At 68.6% G+C, this 15,346-nt stretch carries 15 protein-coding genes; 8 read left to right on the top strand and 7 right to left on the bottom strand.

Annotated elements, in window-relative coordinates; all coding sequences use genetic code 11:
* The 4 genes from ASG12_RS00560 to ASG12_RS00545 all read right to left on the bottom strand — a co-directional run bounded on the left by ASG12_RS00560 (window position 1) and on the right by ASG12_RS00545 (window position 4,040).
* Entirely contained in the window at window positions 1-762 is a 762-nt protein-coding gene (locus ASG12_RS00560) for a decaprenylphospho-beta-D-erythro-pentofuranosid-2-ulose 2-reductase (protein ID WP_045821186.1), read from the bottom strand.
* Window positions 763-804: 42 nt separating this feature from the next.
* Window positions 805-2,220, bottom strand: a complete 1,416-nt coding sequence (locus ASG12_RS00555) for an FAD-binding oxidoreductase (RefSeq protein WP_055784102.1) — start codon at window positions 2,218-2,220, stop codon at window positions 805-807.
* A gap of 76 nt (window positions 2,221-2,296) precedes the next feature.
* Window positions 2,297-3,439, bottom strand: a complete 1,143-nt coding sequence (locus ASG12_RS22020) for a hypothetical protein (protein WP_235455673.1) — start codon at window positions 3,437-3,439, stop codon at window positions 2,297-2,299.
* A 37-nt stretch (window positions 3,440-3,476) separates the two neighbouring features.
* Window positions 3,477-4,040, bottom strand: coding sequence for a TetR/AcrR family transcriptional regulator (locus ASG12_RS00545; RefSeq protein ID WP_055784099.1), 564 nt, complete (start codon window positions 4,038-4,040; stop codon window positions 3,477-3,479).
* 74 nt (window positions 4,041-4,114) lie between these two features.
* Here ASG12_RS00545 and ASG12_RS00540 point away from each other — a divergent pair, with 74 nt between their 5' ends.
* Window positions 4,115-4,912, top strand: a complete 798-nt coding sequence (locus tag ASG12_RS00540; protein ID WP_055784097.1) for an SDR family oxidoreductase — start codon at window positions 4,115-4,117, stop codon at window positions 4,910-4,912.
* Window positions 4,913-5,015: 103 nt separating this feature from the next.
* Here the strand turns inward: ASG12_RS00540 and ASG12_RS00535 are convergent, their stop codons facing one another.
* Window positions 5,016-5,507, bottom strand: coding sequence for a ribonuclease H family protein (locus ASG12_RS00535; protein WP_055784095.1), 492 nt, complete (start codon window positions 5,505-5,507; stop codon window positions 5,016-5,018).
* A gap of 109 nt (window positions 5,508-5,616) precedes the next feature.
* Here ASG12_RS00535 and ASG12_RS00530 point away from each other — a divergent pair, with 109 nt between their 5' ends.
* Both ASG12_RS00530 and ASG12_RS00525 read left to right on the top strand, forming a co-directional pair.
* On the top strand, window positions 5,617-6,618 hold the full coding sequence (locus ASG12_RS00530) for an oxidoreductase (protein ID WP_055784092.1): 1,002 nt from the start codon (window positions 5,617-5,619) through the stop codon (window positions 6,616-6,618).
* A 37-nt stretch (window positions 6,619-6,655) separates the two neighbouring features.
* Complete coding sequence (locus ASG12_RS00525; protein WP_055784090.1) at window positions 6,656-8,146, top strand: protein adenylyltransferase SelO; 1,491 nt, start codon at window positions 6,656-6,658, stop codon at window positions 8,144-8,146.
* Window positions 8,147-8,152: 6 nt separating this feature from the next.
* Here ASG12_RS00525 and ASG12_RS00520 read toward each other — a convergent pair whose 3' ends face one another.
* On the bottom strand, window positions 8,153-9,676 hold the full coding sequence (locus ASG12_RS00520; protein WP_055784088.1) for a phytoene desaturase family protein: 1,524 nt from the start codon (window positions 9,674-9,676) through the stop codon (window positions 8,153-8,155).
* Window positions 9,677-9,678: 2 nt separating this feature from the next.
* On the bottom strand, window positions 9,679-10,893 hold the full coding sequence (locus tag ASG12_RS00515; protein WP_055784086.1) for an MFS transporter: 1,215 nt from the start codon (window positions 10,891-10,893) through the stop codon (window positions 9,679-9,681).
* Window positions 10,894-10,955: 62 nt separating this feature from the next.
* Here ASG12_RS00515 and ASG12_RS00510 point away from each other — a divergent pair, with 62 nt between their 5' ends.
* From ASG12_RS00510 to ASG12_RS00490, 5 genes are all read left to right on the top strand, one after another.
* Entirely contained in the window at window positions 10,956-11,318 is a 363-nt protein-coding gene (locus tag ASG12_RS00510; protein ID WP_055787294.1) for a YidH family protein, read from the top strand.
* Between the two features lie 92 nt (window positions 11,319-11,410).
* Window positions 11,411-12,052 (top strand): TetR/AcrR family transcriptional regulator, encoded by a 642-nt coding sequence (locus ASG12_RS00505; RefSeq protein ID WP_055784084.1) that lies wholly within the window; start codon window positions 11,411-11,413, stop codon window positions 12,050-12,052.
* Window positions 12,053-12,098: 46 nt separating this feature from the next.
* Window positions 12,099-13,343: an acyl-CoA dehydrogenase family protein gene (locus ASG12_RS00500; protein ID WP_055784082.1), complete on the top strand. Its 1,245-nt coding sequence runs from the start codon at window positions 12,099-12,101 to the stop codon at window positions 13,341-13,343.
* Window positions 13,340-14,371 (top strand): phosphotransferase family protein, encoded by a 1,032-nt coding sequence (locus ASG12_RS00495; RefSeq protein WP_055784080.1) that lies wholly within the window; start codon window positions 13,340-13,342, stop codon window positions 14,369-14,371. The genes ASG12_RS00500 and ASG12_RS00495 overlap by 4 nt, the downstream gene beginning before the upstream one ends.
* Window positions 14,372-14,499: 128 nt before the next feature.
* Window positions 14,500-15,342 (top strand): methylenetetrahydrofolate reductase, encoded by an 843-nt coding sequence (locus ASG12_RS00490; protein ID WP_200932709.1) that lies wholly within the window; start codon window positions 14,500-14,502, stop codon window positions 15,340-15,342.
* Window positions 15,343-15,346: the final 4 nt, after the last annotated feature.

Raw genomic sequence — 15,346 nt, 5'->3', positions numbered from 1 at the left:
TCAGATGGGGAGTTTGCGGAAGATCGGGCGCGGGATGTGGCGCAGCACGATCATCACGTAGCGGAACGGCGGCGGCGCCCACACGATCTCCTTGCCCTTGTCGGCGGCGCGCACCGCGAGGCGGCCGACATCCTCCTTGTTCACCGTCATCGGGGCTTCCTTGACGTGCGCCGAGAGACGTGTGCGCACCATGCCGGGTCGGATGACCAACACCCGGACGTTGAACTCGCGCAACGCCTCCCCGAGTCCGAGGAAGAATCCGTCGAGCCCGGCCTTGGTGGAGCCGTAGACGAAGTTGCTGCGGCGGACGCGCTCACCGGCGACCGAGCTCATGGCGATGATCTGGCCGTGCCCCTGCGCGCGCAGGCGCTCTCCGAGCAGGACACCCACCGACACCGCCGCGGTGTAGTTGATGTCGGCGGTGAAGACGGCCTTGCGCTGGTCCTGCCAGACCTCCTCGTCGACCCCCTGGACACCGAACGCGACGATCGCGACGTCGACATCGCCACCGGCGAAGGCCTTCTCGACCACCTCGGGGTGCGTGTCGGGCTTGAGTGCGTCGAAGTCGATGCGCTCGACCGACGTGGCGCCGGCGGCGGTCATCGTCTCGATCGCCGCGTCGCCGGCCGGGTCACCGGGCACCGTCGCGAGGATCACGCGCATCGGCCCCTTCTTCAGGTACTCGGCGCAGATCGCCAGTCCGATCTCGGAACTGCCACCGAACAGCAGCAGGGTCTTCGGCACGCCGACGGCGTTGATCATGGAGAGTTCCTTCGTTGTGACGTACGGGTACGGGGTGGTGGCTCAGGCGAGTTCGAGGCGCCGGGCCATGTCGGAGACGAAGACGCCGTGCGGGTCGATCCGCCTACGTGTGGCGATCCACTCGTCGATCCGCGGGTACATCGCGTGGAACGTCTCCGCGGTGGTGCGGGAGTCCTTGGCCGAGTACAGGCGGCCACCCATCGACAACACCCGCCGGTCGAGCTCGGTGACGAACTCGTGCAGGCCCTTCTTGATGGGGAAGTCGACGCAGATGTTCCACCCCTCCATCGGGAAACTCAGCGGCGCGCGGTTGCCCTCGCCGAAGAGCTTGAACACGTTGAGGAAGCTCACATGTCCCGAGGCCTGGATGTCGACGATGATCTGCTTGAACTCCTCGACCGCCTCCACCGGGACGATGAACTGATACTGCAGAAAGCCTTTCGAGCCGTAGGCGCGGTTCCAGTCACCGAACAGATCCAGCGGGTGATAGAACTTCGTCAGGTTCTGGATCTTGCCCGTGTAGTTGCCGCCCATGCGGTAGTACGCCTCGCCGACGATCGCGAAGTCGAGCTTGTTCGCCAGACCGTTGGGGAAGATGTCGGGGAACTTGATGAGCGTCTTGCCGGTGAACGCCAACGGGTTACGGGCCAGGTCGTCGGGCAGCTGGTCGAGCCGTGCGAGCGATCCGCGGGAGAACGATCCGCGGCCCAGCTTCGGCGGCTTGCTGATCGCGTCGAACCATCCCGAGCTGTAGTCGTAGCCCTCCTCGAACCCGTCGGCGTGCAGCGCGATCGTCTCATCGAGGGAGTTCGTGGTCGCGCCGTCGGCGATGAAGTACGCCGTCTCGGTGCGCGTCATCGCGATCTTCGCCCGCAGGATGAGTCCGGTCAGACCGATGCCGCCCACGGTCGCCCAGAAGATCGAGGCGTCGGGGTCGTCGCTGGTGCCGTCGGGTGTGATGGTGAGGACGCGCCCGTCGGCCACGAGCAGCGTGATCTCGGTGACGTGGTTGCCGAAGCTGCCCGCGCTGTGGTGGTTCTTGCCGTGGATGTCGTGGGCGATGGCCCCGCCGATGGTGACCTGGCGTGTACCCGGCAGCACCGGGACCCACAGACCGTAGGGGAGCGCCACCTTCATGAGGGTGTCGAGATCGACGCCGGCGTCGACGTCGGCGATGGCGGACTCGTCGCTGATCGAGTGGATCCGCTTGAGGCGGGTCATGTCGATGGTGAGGCCGCCGACGTTCTGCGCCGACTCGTTGTACGAGCGGCCCAGGCCGCGGGCGATGACGCCACGACGCAGGTAGGAGGGCTTGTCGGCGTTGCTGTCGGCGACCCGCGCGACGGCGTCGGCGATGACCTCGACATCCGGGGTCGACAGCACCTGGCCGTCGATCGGTGTGGTGCGACTCCAGCCCACGAGTCGACGGGTTTCGATGGGCAGATCGGTGGTAGACATCGGTCGACAGCCTACTGCGTCGGTGTGAGGCCCCGACCTGTGATGACTGCCCTCGCGCCTGCGGCCCGGGTCCGGCTCAGGTTGTCAGGGTCCACACCAGACGGCCGTCCTGCGTGCCGGGGAGCCACCCGTCGAAGGCGGTGCCGGTCTCGATCGCGACGGTGAGGTCGAGGAGCAGGTCCCCGACGCTCAACCACCAGGTGGTGTCGTCGTCGGCGTCGACCTTCTCGAACCGCCGGATCATGCGCGCGAGCGCTCCCGGCCGAAGGTCCATGACCAGCAGGTAACCGTCCTGCTCGGCGATGGGCAGGTACTCGGGGATGAACGTGTACGCAGGACTTCCGGCGACATTGCCGTACGGGCCGGCCTCGCCGATGTCCCAGGCCTCGATCATCATCGCCCGCGTCGCCAGCGCCTGGTCGAGACTCAGGACGTCGTACCCGGGTATCAGTCCGTCGAGACGGCCGGATGGCACCGCGTGGACGATCGCGAACCAGTCGGAGCCCCAGATGAGGTCGTCGAGTGCGCGCGGTGGGTCGGGCTCCAGGGAGGGGTGTCCGGTGTTGACCAGGGGGGCCTGCGCCGCGGGCTGCAGGTCGAAGACGGGACTGCTGGTCACGCCGGCGTCGCGCAGCGCCGTCTGCAGCCGGGGCCACAGCGGGGCGACGTCCCGTTCGCGTCCCGCGCGTGCCTCCGGTGGGCTGTATCTCGCGGGCCCGCGCAGGAGGACCTCGTGCTCGGCGTGGCCGTCGATCGGCCAGATGTCGATGCGGATCTGGGTGAGGTAGGAGTCGGGATGCAATCCCATGCAGAGCACGCGGACCATGTGCCGTCCCGGGGCGACGCCGGACAGGATCTGATCGATGGCGACGTCGGAGTCGATCTCGCCGCGTGTCACGTCGAGGGGGCAGGGCCCGGAACCGAATTCGACGGGTGCCTGCTCGATGAGGTCCCACTCGATCCGGTCGGTGTCGGTGGGCGGTTCGGTGTCGTGCACGACCACCTGGCCCATCACCGACCGCGCGTCGAACAGGGAGACGACCACACGCGGGGGAGACTGGGCCGACTCGATCCGGGTCAGTCGACGCAATCGCCTGCTCGCCGCGTCGGTCCGGGTCAGCAGCGCGCTCTCGGGATCGTCGGGGGTCCATGGGCCCGGTGCGGCGCCGATGGTGACGGCGTAGGGCCGGAAGGCGGTGAACCACGACGACGGCTGCATGCGTGGAACGCTACGTGGCCGGGCCGCGGCGAACGGGTCAGCGCGCGACGGCCCAGGCCCGGGTGGTCGCCAGGGTCCGGTCGAGGGTGTCGTCGTCGATGAACCCCTGCGTGCGGGCCGAGAACAGACCGTTGATCGCGGCCCAGCTCGCGATGGTGCGATCGAGGTCGTCATGTTCGCCCACCGCGCGGACGAGCATGGCTGCGATACGTCGCCGGATCACCGACCGCGCCTCGTCGAACTTCGCGTCGGGTTCCAGGGCGTCGGTCAGGGCGATCAGCCGGAACGCCAGCTGATCGTCGTCCCGGTGGAACCGCACGTAGGCGTCGAACACCGCGCCCGCCCGCTCGGCCAGCGTCGAGGCGGCGACGGCCTCGTCGAGGATGTACTCGTTCGCCGCGACCGCCTGATCGGCGAGCGCGAGGTAGATGTCCTGCTTGCCGCCGGGGAAGTTCGCGTAGATGGAGCTGACGGCGACATCGGCCGCGGCCGCGATCTCGGTGATCGTGGCCGCCTGGTAACCGCGTTCCTCGAACAGCGTGCGCGCGGCGGTGCAGACGGCGGTGACGGTACGACGGCGTCGTCGGTCCAGATCGGGCATGGACGAAACCGTAACGCCATTCCGATAACGGAACCTCGTTCTCTGTGGGATCGATCACCTGCTAGAAAGCTCTCATGGCCCCGAAAAGCGTGTTCATCACCGGCGCTGCTGCCGGCATCGGTCGTAAGACGGCCCTGTCCTTCGCCCGTAAGGGCTACATCGTCGGTGCGTACGACATCGACGAGGCGGGGCTCAAGACCCTGTCCGACGAGATCGAGGACCTGGGCGCGACCCCCGTCATCGGTCACCTCGACGTCACCGACGCAGAGGAGTTCGCCGAGCGGCTCGCCGAGTTCACCTCGAAGACCGGCGGCAAGCTCGACGTGATGCTCAACAACGCGGGCATCCTCATCGCCGGTCGGTTCGAGCAGCTCAAGGTCTCGACGCTGCACAAGGAGATCGACATCAACACCAAGGGCGTGGTGAACGGTCTGCACGCGGCGTTCCCGTACCTCAAGGCCACGAAGCGGTCGGTCGCGATCAACCTCGCGTCCGCGTCGGCGATCTACGGTCAGGCCGAGCTGGCCAACTACAGCGCGACCAAGCACTTCGTCCGCGCGATCACCGAGGCCCTCGACATCGAGTGGTCGAGCTACGGCATCCGCGTCGTCGCCATCTGGCCGCTCTACGTGCAGACGGCGATGACCGCCAACATCAAGACCGGCACCACCGATTCCCTGGGCATCAAGCTCGGGCCCCAGGACGTCGCCGACCGCATCGTCGCCGCGGCCGAGCCCAACCTGTTCAGCAAGCTGATCCACCAGGTCCACTACAACGTCGGGACCCAGACCCGCCTGATGGCCGCCGGCTCGCGCTTCTCGCCGGTGTACCTCACGCGTCTGGTCAACAAGCGCCTCGCCGGGAGTCACTGACACCCGCCGTCTCCCTCGCCAGACGACTGAGATCTATCTCTGAGCGGATCGGCATCGCCCTATGCGGCATGCCGGTCCGCTCAGCGGCATTTTTCGGTCACAGTCAGAACAGGGTCACCGGTTCGGCGATCTCGGCGGGACGGTGATTGGCCGACGCACGGCCGCTGGTCTGCGCCTCGCGCGCGGCGACACCGGCGAGTTGATCGGCCATCTCGTTGAACTCGTTGCCCATGTGGCCGCGCACCCAGCGGAAGCGCACCGGCCCGGTACGGCCGGTGATCGCGGCGTCGATGGCCTGCACGAGGTCGAGGTTGCGCACCGGCGAGCCCGAGGCGGTCCGCCATCCCTTGCGCTTCCAGCCGGGGAGCCACTCCGACGAGCATTTGATGCCGTACTGCGAATCCGATTCCACCATCAGCGGTTCCGGACCGGGATGCGCGGTGATGGCCTCGAGGATCGCGTGCAGTTCGGCGGTCTGATTCGTGCCCGACGGCGCCCCGCCGCTGGCTGTGGGACCGGTGTGGTCGACCCAGGCCCAGCCGATCGGTCCACCGGGATTCTTCAGACACGACCCGTCGGTACTCACGATGATCACGGGAGGCGAGTCTACGGTCGGCACACGACATCGCCGGGCAGGCGCGACGGCCCTCTCTCATCGATCGATGCGAGCAAGTGCGCGGTCGGGGTGTGGTTAGGGTTGCGACATGAGCACCTTCTCGGCCCGCGTGGCCCGCGAATCCGACGGCACGGTCTCCCTCACCACCGAGACCGTCGACGAGTCGTTCCTCCCCGAGGGCGACGTCACCATCGACGTCGCGTACTCGTCGGTGAACTACAAGGACGCACTGGCGATCACGCCCGGCGCGGGTGTGGTCCGCAACTACCCGATCGTTCCCGGTATCGATCTCGCCGGCACGGTGCGGGAGTCGGCGAGCCCCGACTTCGCCGTCGGCGATCCGGTCGTCGTGCACGGCTACCAGACCGGGGTGTCGCGCCACGGTGGCTACGCCGAGCGCACGCGGGTTCCCGCCGAGCAGGTCGTCGCCCTCGGTGACGGTCTGACCCCGCGCCAGGCCGCGACCATCGGTACCGCAGGATTCACCGCGGCATTGAGTGTCGCCGCCATCCTGCGACATGGGATCACCCCCGATCACGGTCCGATCCTCGTGACGGGCGCGACCGGCGGTGTCGGTTCGGTTGCCGTCGATCTGCTGGCCGGTGCAGGTTTCGAGGTCGTCGCGTCCACGGGCAAGACCGACAAGCACGACCTCCTCACCGCGCTCGGCGCGTCGGAGGTCATCGGTCGCGTCCCGGAGGACCCCGAGGCCAAGATCCGTCCGCTCGACAAGGCACGCTGGGCCGGCGCGGTCGACTGCGTCGGCGGCAAGACACTGGCCTGGGTGCTGTCGACCGTGCGATACGGCGGCGCCGTCGCGGCCAGCGGCCTCACCGGCGGGGTGTCGTTGCCCACCACCGTGATGCCCTTCATCCTCCGAGGCGTCGCCCTGCTGGGCATCGACTCCGTCGAGCTGCCGATCGCCGAGCGCCGGGAGACGTGGGCGCGTCTTGCCGGTGACCTGCGCATCCGCCACCTCGACGACCTGACCGTCGAGGTCCCGGTGTCCGAGGTCGACCAGGTGCTGGCCGAGATCTCCGACGGCGGACGCACCGGACGCACCGTGGTGGCGGTCGCCGGCGGCTTCTGAGCCTCCCACCCGTCGGCACCGTGGTTAGCCTGGTCGTATGACGTCATCGGCCGCCACGTCGACCCTGTTCACCCTCGAGAACACCTTCGCCCGCGATCTCGAGGGCATGTTCGTGCCCTTCGTCGGCGAGCACGCACCCGACCCGCGTGTACTGGTGGTCAACACCGACCTCGCCGAGGAACTCGGCCTCGACCCCGACACGCTGCACACCGCCGAGGCCGCGCAGATCCTGTCGGGATCGACACCGCCCGCGGGCGCGACCACCATCGCGATGGCCTACTCCGGACACCAGTTCGGGGGTTATCAACCGCTCCTCGGTGACGGCCGCGCGATGCTGCTCGGCGAACTCGTCGACGCCGACGGCGTGCGCCGGGATCTGCACCTCAAGGGCTCCGGCCGGACCCGTTTCGCCCGCGGTGGCGACGGCCGCGCCGCGATTGGCCCGATGCTGCGCGAGTACCTCATCTCCGAGGCCATGCACGCGCTCGGCATCCCGACCACCCGCGCATTGGCGGTCACCGCGACCGGGCAGACGATCATGCGCGACACCCCCGAGCCGGGGGCGGTGCTGGCCCGCGTCGCGTCGAGCCACATACGGGTCGGCAGCTTCGAGTTCGCGCTCCGGCAGGGCGACCCCCTGCAGCCGTTGGCCGATTACGCGATCGCACGCCACCACCCCGACCTCGTCGGTGCCGACGACCGCTACCTGCGGTTCTTCGAGGCCGTCGTCGAGAAGCAGGCCGCACTGGTGGCGCAGTGGATGGCGGTCGGCTTCATCCACGGCGTGCTCAACACCGACAACACGACCATCTCCGGCGAGACCATCGACTACGGACCGTGCGCGTTCATGGACGCCTACGACCCGGCGACCGTGTTCAGCTCGATCGATGTCCAGGGTCGCTACGCCTACACCAACCAACCCCCGGTCATCGGATGGAACCTCGCGCGCTTCGCCGAGTCGCTCATCCCATTGGTCGCGGGCCAGCTCAGCACCGACCCCGAGACACCCGACACCGACGCGGCGATCGCGGCACTCACCGGGGTGCTCGGGACCTTCCTCGACCGCCACGACGCGCACCTCGCCCGCCACTTCGCGGCAAAAATCGGCCTCGCCGAGCCCGATTCGGGCCTGATCGACGACCTCCAGACCGTGATGCGTGAGCATCGCCCCGACTTCACCGGAACGTTTCGGGCTCTCGCCGACGAGCTGCGCGGCAACTCCCGCCCCCTCGACGACCTGATCCCGCGCGACGCCATCGCGCCGTGGCTCGCCCGATGGCGCGCTGCGCTCCCCGAGTCCGAGGAGGCCACCGCCGCGGCGATGGATCGCGTCAACCCGATCTACATCCCGCGAAACCATCTTGTGGACATCGCATTGCGTGCGGCCACCGACGGCGACCTCGAGAAGTTCGAGATGTTGCTGAGCGTGATCACCCGACCGTTCGACGCCGACCCGGCCCTGGGTGCCTACGCGCAACCGGCGCCCGACGACTTCGGTGCGGGGTTCCAGACCTTCTGCGGCACCTGACCCCGGCTACCGTTCGAGCGCGTATCGCGCGGCATTGTGGCCGGGGATGCCGCTGACGCCGCCACCGCGTCGTGCGCCGGCGCCGCAGATCGTCAGCCGCGGGTGGCGGGTCTCGACACCCCACGTGCCGATCTCGGCGTCGGTCTCGGCCCACGGCCACTGCAGCGACCGGTGGAAGATGTTGCCGCCGGGCAGCCCGACCGACTCCTGCAGGTCGAGCGGCGACCTCGCCTCGATGCACGGGACACCGTTCGTATCGAGGGCGATGACGTCGCGGATCGGCTCGGCGAGAACGGAATCGAGCGACGCCAACGTGGCCTCGACGGCGCGGTCCAGCGACCCCGGTGGGACGAAGAGCTCGGGCGACATGTGCAGACCGAACAGGGTCAGGGTGTGCATGTCGTCGAGCCCCGGCCCGAGGATGCTGCGATCGGACAGTGTGTGGCAGTAGATCTCACACGGCGGCACCCGCGGGATCCGACCGGCCGCGGCGTCGGCGAAGGCCGACTGGATCTGGGTGAAGGTCTCGTTGATGTGGAAGGTCCCCGAGAACGCGGCGGCGGGATCGACCGTCGAGTCACGCAACCGGGGGAGGCGGGTCAGCAGCAGGTTGATCTTCAGCTGCGCCCCCCGCGGTGCCGGTTCGGTGTCGACCGGATGGTCCAGCATCGAGTTCAGCACGCTCGGTGCGCATCCCGCGTGCACCATCGCGCCGCGCGCCTCGCCGCCGGCCCACGACACCACGCCACTGTCGGAGTCGACCGCCTCGACGCGCACACCGGTGCGGATGTCCGCGCCGGCAGCGACAGCTGCGCGTGCCAGCGCCCCGCTGACCGCACCCATCCCGCCGATCGGGACGTCCCAGTCGCCCGTGCCGCCACCGATCAGGTGGTAGAGCAGGCAGATGTTCTGCCGCAGCGAGGTGTCGTGGAGGTCGGCGAACGTGCCGATGAGCGCGTCGGTCGCGATCACCCCGCGCACGGTGTCGTCGGTGAACGTCGCCTCGATCAGCTCGCCGATCGGCCGCTCCACCAGCGCCGACCACAGCTCGTCGTCGTCCACGAGTGCCCGTATCTCCGACGCCGAGCGCAGCGGCTCGGTGACCGTCGGGAACACGCGGTGCGCCAAGCGCCCCATGCGATCGTAGAACCGTTGCCACGCAGCGTGATCGGCGTCCGACCCGGTGACGGCGGCGAAGGACTGCCGCGTGGCATCGGTGTCGCCGTTGTCGACAAGCAGTCCGGTCTCGGGCCGTCGGGGTACGGGCGTGTAGGAGGAGAAGCGTCGACGGACCAGACGCACATCGAGGTCGAGGTCGGTGATGATCGACCGCGGCATCAGCGACACCAGGTACGAGTACCGCGACAGCCGCGCGTCGACACCGGGGAACACCTCCGCCGAGATCGACGCGCCACCAACGTGATCGGAGCCCTCCAGTACCAGTACCCGGCGTCCGGCGCGGGCCAGGTACGCGGCGGTGGTGAGCCCGTTGTGGCCGGCGCCGATGACGATGTCGTCGAAGGTCTGCACGCTCACACGCTAGTGGCGGCCCGGCGTTCGAGTCGGTCGAACGCACCCCACAGTGCGAGTCCGACCACGGCGGCGGCCAGACCGATCCCGCAGACGGCGAGCCATCCGGCGGCCCCGTAGGCGACACCCGAGCACACCGATCCCGCGACCGCACCCAGGAAGTAGGTGACCATGTAGGCCGTCGTCACACGACTGCGCGCCTCGGGTGCGAGTGCGTAGATCGCGGTCTGGTTCGACAGCTGTGACGCCTGCACACCGAGATCGAAGACGAGCAGCCCGATGATCAACGCGACCAACGATTCCCCCGACCAGCCGAGCGCGAACCAGCCGATGATGATGATCAACCACGCCGAGGTCGTGGCCAGGCGCGACCGCCCACGATCGGCGAGGCGACCCACCAGGGGAGCGCCGGCCGCGCCGGCCACCCCGGCGAGGCCGAACAACCCGATCGCGGTCTCGCTGAAGTGGTAGTCCTCGCCGCGGGTCCCGGCGAGCAGGAACGCAACCGAGGTCCACATGGCGCTGAACCCGAACATCGTGAGGAACCCCAGCAGCATCCGGTGCCGGAGCACGGCCTCGTCGCGGACCATCGTCGCGACCGAGAGCAGTAGCCGACCGTAGGGCTGTGTCGATCGCGGACCGTCCGGCGGCGTCGAGGTGAACACCACGATCGCGAGCGCCAGCATCAGCGCACTGGTCACGAACAGCACGAGCCGCCACCCACCCAGGCCGGCGATGAGTCCACTGACCACACGCGCCAGCAGGATGCCGATCAGCAATCCGCTCATCACGGTGCCGACCACCCGACCCCGCTCGTGGGGCGCGGCCAACGACGACGACCACGGCACCACGACCTGTGCGGTGGCCGCGAAGACGCCGACCGCCAGCGACGCGACCAGCAGCATCGGGAAACTCGGCGCCACCCCCGACACCAGCAGTGCGATCGCCGACGCGACCAGCAGAAGCGGGGCGAACACGCGTCGGTCGAGGCGGTCGCCGAGCGGCACCAGCAGCAGCAGGCCCGCGGCGTAGCCGAGCTGCGGCGCGGTGACCACCAAGCTGGTGGTGGACGAGCTGATGTCGAAGTCGCTGCGGATCTCCTCCAGCAGCGGTTGCAGGCAGTAGATCGCCGAGACGGTCACACCGGCGGTGATCGCGAAGAGGATCACCAGACCCCGGGCGATGGGCGTGGTGACCTCGGTGTCGGTGTCGGTCATGTGCTCAACGCTTGTCGACCGCGCTCGCGGTGTCGAATCGGGCGGGTAATCTCGGCCCCGCCATGAGCGACGACACCGACGCGCGCGACCACCGCCCACCCGGTTCCGTCGACGCCCGGTTCACCCTCGCCGCCGAGCGCACCGTGCTCGCCTGGATCCGCACCGCCCTCGGGCTCATCGCCGCCGGGATGGCCGTCCTCCATGTGCTGCCCGACTTCTCCTCGCAGAGCGTGCGCGACGTCGTCGGGATCGGACTGATCGTGCTCGGCGCCGGATCCGCGGTCGCGGGCGGTGTGCGGTGGCGGCGGACCACCGCGGCCCTCCGCGACGGCGCCCCGATGCCCGGTCCGGGGCATGTGTGGGCGGTCATCATCGGCGTCGTCGTTCTGTCGCTGATCGCCGTGATCGCAGGTCTGGCGACCTGAGCTCACCCGCTCGACCTGCACGGACACGCCCGGGCGAACGCTCGGTAGGGACTGGGTGACACCCAGGGGCGTCGGCGCACTAGGTTGGTCCCATGACCGAAGAGTCGCCGCTGGCCGTGACCGAGGCCTGGCGTGACTACGGCCGGGCCGATCTCCCCGTGCCGCTGGCCGCCGCGCTCGCGGCCTTCGCCGAGCAGGGGTACCACGGGACGTCGGTCCGGGAGATCGCGGCGCGGGCCGGATTGTCGGTGCCGGGCCTCTACCACCACTACCCGTCGAAGCAGTCGATGCTGCAGGGTCTGCTCGAACTGACGATGGCCGATCTGCTGTGGCGCTCGGAGCAGTCGATCGCCGCCGCGGGCGACGACCCCGTCGACCGGTTCGACGCCGTCGTCGAGACACTCCTGCAGTTCCACATCCATCGCCGCGCGCAGGCGTTCATCGGGTCGACCGAGATCCGCAGCCTCGACGACGACTATCGCAAGAACTACACGAGCAAACGACGCGAACAGCAGCGGATGGTCGACGACATCATCATCGCGGGTGTGCGCGCCGGGGTCTTCATCACCGAGGTCCCCGAGGACACCGGACGTGCCGTCACCACCATGTGCGTCGGGGTGTCGACCTGGTACAAGCCCGAGGGACGTCTCTCGCCCGACGAGATCGTCACCCGTTTCCGCGGGATCGCCCGCGCCACCGTCGGTTACGTCGGTGACGCCGCGCGTCGCGACTGACCGATCACAGCACCGCACCAGCGGACCGAGGAGTAGGAGTACGCCAATGGCTGTCGAACTTCGATACGACACCGAGGTGACCGAGACCGTCGCGGCCACCGAGCGTTTCATCGCCGACTACGTGTTGCCGCTCGAGGACGAGTTCGCCGGCGACATGACCGCGGCCGGCGGCGACGACCTCCGCGTGGAGATGCAGGGAAAGGCCAAGGCGGCGGGCATCTTCGCGCCGCACGCGCCGGTGGAGTACGGCGGCCTCGGCTACAACATGTCCGATCGCGCACCGGTGTTCGAGGCCGGCGGTCGGTCGATGTTCGGTCCGATCGCGCTGAACATCGGCGCGCCCGACGAGGGCAACGTCCACATGCTCTCCCACATCGCGAGCGAGGGTCAGAAGCAGCAGTTCCTCGCCCCGCTCGCCGCCGGTGACGTGCGGTCGGCGTTCGCGATGACCGAGCCCGCGCCCGGCGCCGGCGCCGATCCGTCGGCCCTGCGCAGCTCGGCGACCCGCACCGACGGCGGCTGGAAGATCAACGGCCACAAGTGGTTCATCACCGGTGCCGACGGCGCGGGTTTCTACATCATCATGGCGCGTACCTCGGGCGAGCCCGGCAGTCGCGGCGGGGCCACGATGTTCCTCGCGCCGGCACCCGACCCGGCGATCGAGATCGTCCGTCACGTCGGCACCATCGACAAGGCCGGCATCGGCGGCCACTGCGAGATCCGGTTCCACGACCTGTTCGTGCCAGACGAGAACGTGCTCGGCGAGGTCGACGAGGGCTTCCGCTACGCCCAGGTGCGGCTCGGTCCCGCCCGCATGACGCACGTGATGCGGTGGCTCGGTGTCGCCGTGCGCGCGCACGAGGTGGCCGTCGACTACGTCGCCCGCCGCGAGGCGTTCGGGACCCGACTGGGTGATCTGGGCATGATCCAGCAGATGGTGGCCGAGAACGTGATCGACCTCGCCGCCTCACGCGCCCTGCTCGTCAAGGCCTGCCACGAACTCGATCTCGGTCATCACGCCGGCGACGAGACCTCGATCGCGAAGACGTTCGCCGCCGAGGCGTACTCGCGTGTGCTCGACCGCAGCATCCAGATGTGTGGCGGCACCGGCGTGACCGACGATCTCCCGCTGGCGCGTCTGCAGCAGGAGCTCCGGCCGTTCCGCATCTACGACGGACCGTCGGAGGTGCATCGCTGGGCGCTCGCGAAACGTGCTGTGGGCAAGGCGAAGAAGAAGATCGATCGTGACAGGGAACAGACGGGTCGCGAGCAGGCGGAGAACGCTCGATGAGCCCGTCGGCCGACCTGCCCGGCATGGATGTCGCGGCGCTGACGCGATTCCTCACCGGCCACGGCATCGACCTCGCCGGCGATCTCGAGGTCGAGCTGATCGCCGGTGGCCGTTCGAACCTCACGTTCATCGCCTCCGACGGCACCACGAAGTGGGTGGTGCGGCGCCCGCCGACGAGTGGACTCACCCCCTCGGCGCACGACATGAACCGTGAGTGGACGGTGACACAGGCGTTGCAGCACACCGCGGTCCCGGTCGCCCCGACAGTCGCGTTCGACGCCGACGGCGACGTACTGGGCGCCCCGTGCACCGTCGTGGGGTTCGTCGAGGGAACGGTCATCCGGTCCGCCGGTGACCTCGACGCGCTCGATGACGCCACCGTCGACCGCAACGTCGATGCGCTGATCCGGAGCCTGGCCGATCTGCACGCGGTCGACCACGTGGAGGTCGGGCTCGGTGAGTTCGGTCGGCCCGAGGGTTTCGTCGCGCGACAGGTGAAGACCTGGACCCGGCAATGGGAGATCGTGAAGACCCGCGAGCTGCCGGATGTCGAGAAGCTCGCCGCGGCCCTCGCCGAGAACATCCCCACCGACAGCGCGAACGCGATCGTGCACGGCGACTATCGCGTGGACAACACGATCCTGGACATCGACGACCCGGGAGTGGTTCGTGCGGTGGTCGACTGGGAGATGTCGACGCTGGGCGATCCGCTCACCGATGTCGCCCTGATGTGCGTCTACCGCCAGCCCATCTTCGACCGTGTGCTGGGATTGTCGGCGGCATGGACCAGCGACCGCTATCCCGACACCGACGAACTCGCGCAGCGGTACGCGACCGCCGCCGGGATCGACATGGCGCACTGGAACTTCTATCTCGCACTGGCGAACTTCAAACTCGGTGTGATCGGCGAGGGCATCGCCTACCGCGCCCTACAGGGGTCGTCGTCGGGTGCGGGTGCGGAGAAGGCGGCCGAGGCCACCGCCGAGTTCATGGCCACGGGACTCCGGGCGTTGCAGACGTCGGACTGATCCTGGGATCGGTGCAATGGGCGCCGCCGTGCCAGAGATCGTAGGGTCGAGCCGTGAAGCGGCAGACATGGTGCGAAGCAGGTACGGGTGAACCACTCTTCTTCGCGATCACACCGCCCCGGAAGACGGTGTCCGCTGAGCGCGCGAAGGAGATCGCCGCGGCGACCATCGGGCGTTTGACGGCGATCTCGCCCGACGCTCTGGTCGTGTACGACATCGCCGACGAGTCGGCGCGGAACCCTGACAAGCGGCCGTTCCCCTTCTCGCCGACGATGGACGCGTCGGAGTTCGTGACGCAGCATCTCCACGGCTGGACCGGACGGAAGATCATCTATCGAGCGGTGGGCAAGTACACCGAGGATTCGTTGGGCGCGTGGCTCACCCAGCAGAATCCCGATGAGGTCTCCAGCGTGTTCGTCGGTGCGTCCAATGCAGACCAGGTGGGCGCCACGTCGTTGCGTCGGGCATACACGTTACGGGATGAACGCAGGCCCGAACTCACTCTCGGCGGGGTTGCGATCCCGGAACGACACACCAAGGATCGGTGCGAACACGAGAAGCTGATCGCGAAGCAGGAATCAGGCTGCTCGTTCTTCATCACCCAGATCATCTACGACGTCAACGCGGCGAAGAACCTGTTGTCGGACTACCGGCTCGAATGCCGGCGGCGCGGTATCGCCCCGGTGCCCATCGTGCTCACGTTCTCCGTTGCGGGCTCGCTCACGACATTGGAGTTCATGCGGTGGCTGGGGATCTCGGTCCCGACGTGGGTCGACAACGATGTGGCGAACTCGCTCGATCCGTTGGCGACATCGCACGCGCACGCCCTCGCCGCTGCCGCCGACCTGGCCGACTACTGCCGGAGAATGCGTATCCCGTTCGGAATCAATATCGAAAGCGTCTCCGCACGCCGCGCCGAGATCGACTCCGCGATGGACCTCGCGCTGCGAGTTTCCGACCTATTGCGCTGAGTGC

It is taken from the genome of Williamsia sp. Leaf354 (assembly GCF_001424365.1).
Taxonomy (GTDB): domain Bacteria; phylum Actinomycetota; class Actinomycetes; order Mycobacteriales; family Mycobacteriaceae; genus Williamsia_A.
The sequence above is the reverse complement of the archived record's forward strand: the minus strand, read 5'-3'. Positions and strand labels throughout refer to the sequence as shown.

Excerpts from the sequence above, each read along its gene's own strand:
- ASG12_RS00510 (WP_055787294.1), top strand. The coding sequence starts at position 10,956 with ATGAGCGACGACACCGACGCGCGCGACCACCGCCCACCCGGTTCCGTC.
- ASG12_RS00525 (WP_055784090.1), top strand. The coding sequence starts at position 6,656 with ATGACGTCATCGGCCGCCACGTCGACCCTGTTCACCCTCGAGAACACC.
- ASG12_RS00505 (WP_055784084.1), top strand. The coding sequence starts at position 11,411 with ATGACCGAAGAGTCGCCGCTGGCCGTGACCGAGGCCTGGCGTGACTAC.
- ASG12_RS00540 (WP_055784097.1), top strand. The coding sequence starts at position 4,115 with ATGGCCCCGAAAAGCGTGTTCATCACCGGCGCTGCTGCCGGCATCGGT.
- ASG12_RS00545 (WP_055784099.1), bottom strand. The coding sequence starts at position 4,040 with ATGCCCGATCTGGACCGACGACGCCGTCGTACCGTCACCGCCGTCTGC.
- ASG12_RS22020 (WP_235455673.1), bottom strand. The coding sequence starts at position 3,439 with ATGCAGCCGTCGTCGTGGTTCACCGCCTTCCGGCCCTACGCCGTCACC.
- ASG12_RS00560 (WP_045821186.1), bottom strand. The coding sequence starts at position 762 with ATGATCAACGCCGTCGGCGTGCCGAAGACCCTGCTGCTGTTCGGTGGC.
- ASG12_RS00500 (WP_055784082.1), top strand. The coding sequence starts at position 12,099 with ATGGCTGTCGAACTTCGATACGACACCGAGGTGACCGAGACCGTCGCG.
- ASG12_RS00555 (WP_055784102.1), bottom strand. The coding sequence starts at position 2,220 with ATGTCTACCACCGATCTGCCCATCGAAACCCGTCGACTCGTGGGCTGG.
- ASG12_RS00495 (WP_055784080.1), top strand. The coding sequence starts at position 13,340 with ATGAGCCCGTCGGCCGACCTGCCCGGCATGGATGTCGCGGCGCTGACG.
- ASG12_RS00530 (WP_055784092.1), top strand. The coding sequence starts at position 5,617 with ATGAGCACCTTCTCGGCCCGCGTGGCCCGCGAATCCGACGGCACGGTC.
- ASG12_RS00515 (WP_055784086.1), bottom strand. The coding sequence starts at position 10,893 with ATGACCGACACCGACACCGAGGTCACCACGCCCATCGCCCGGGGTCTG.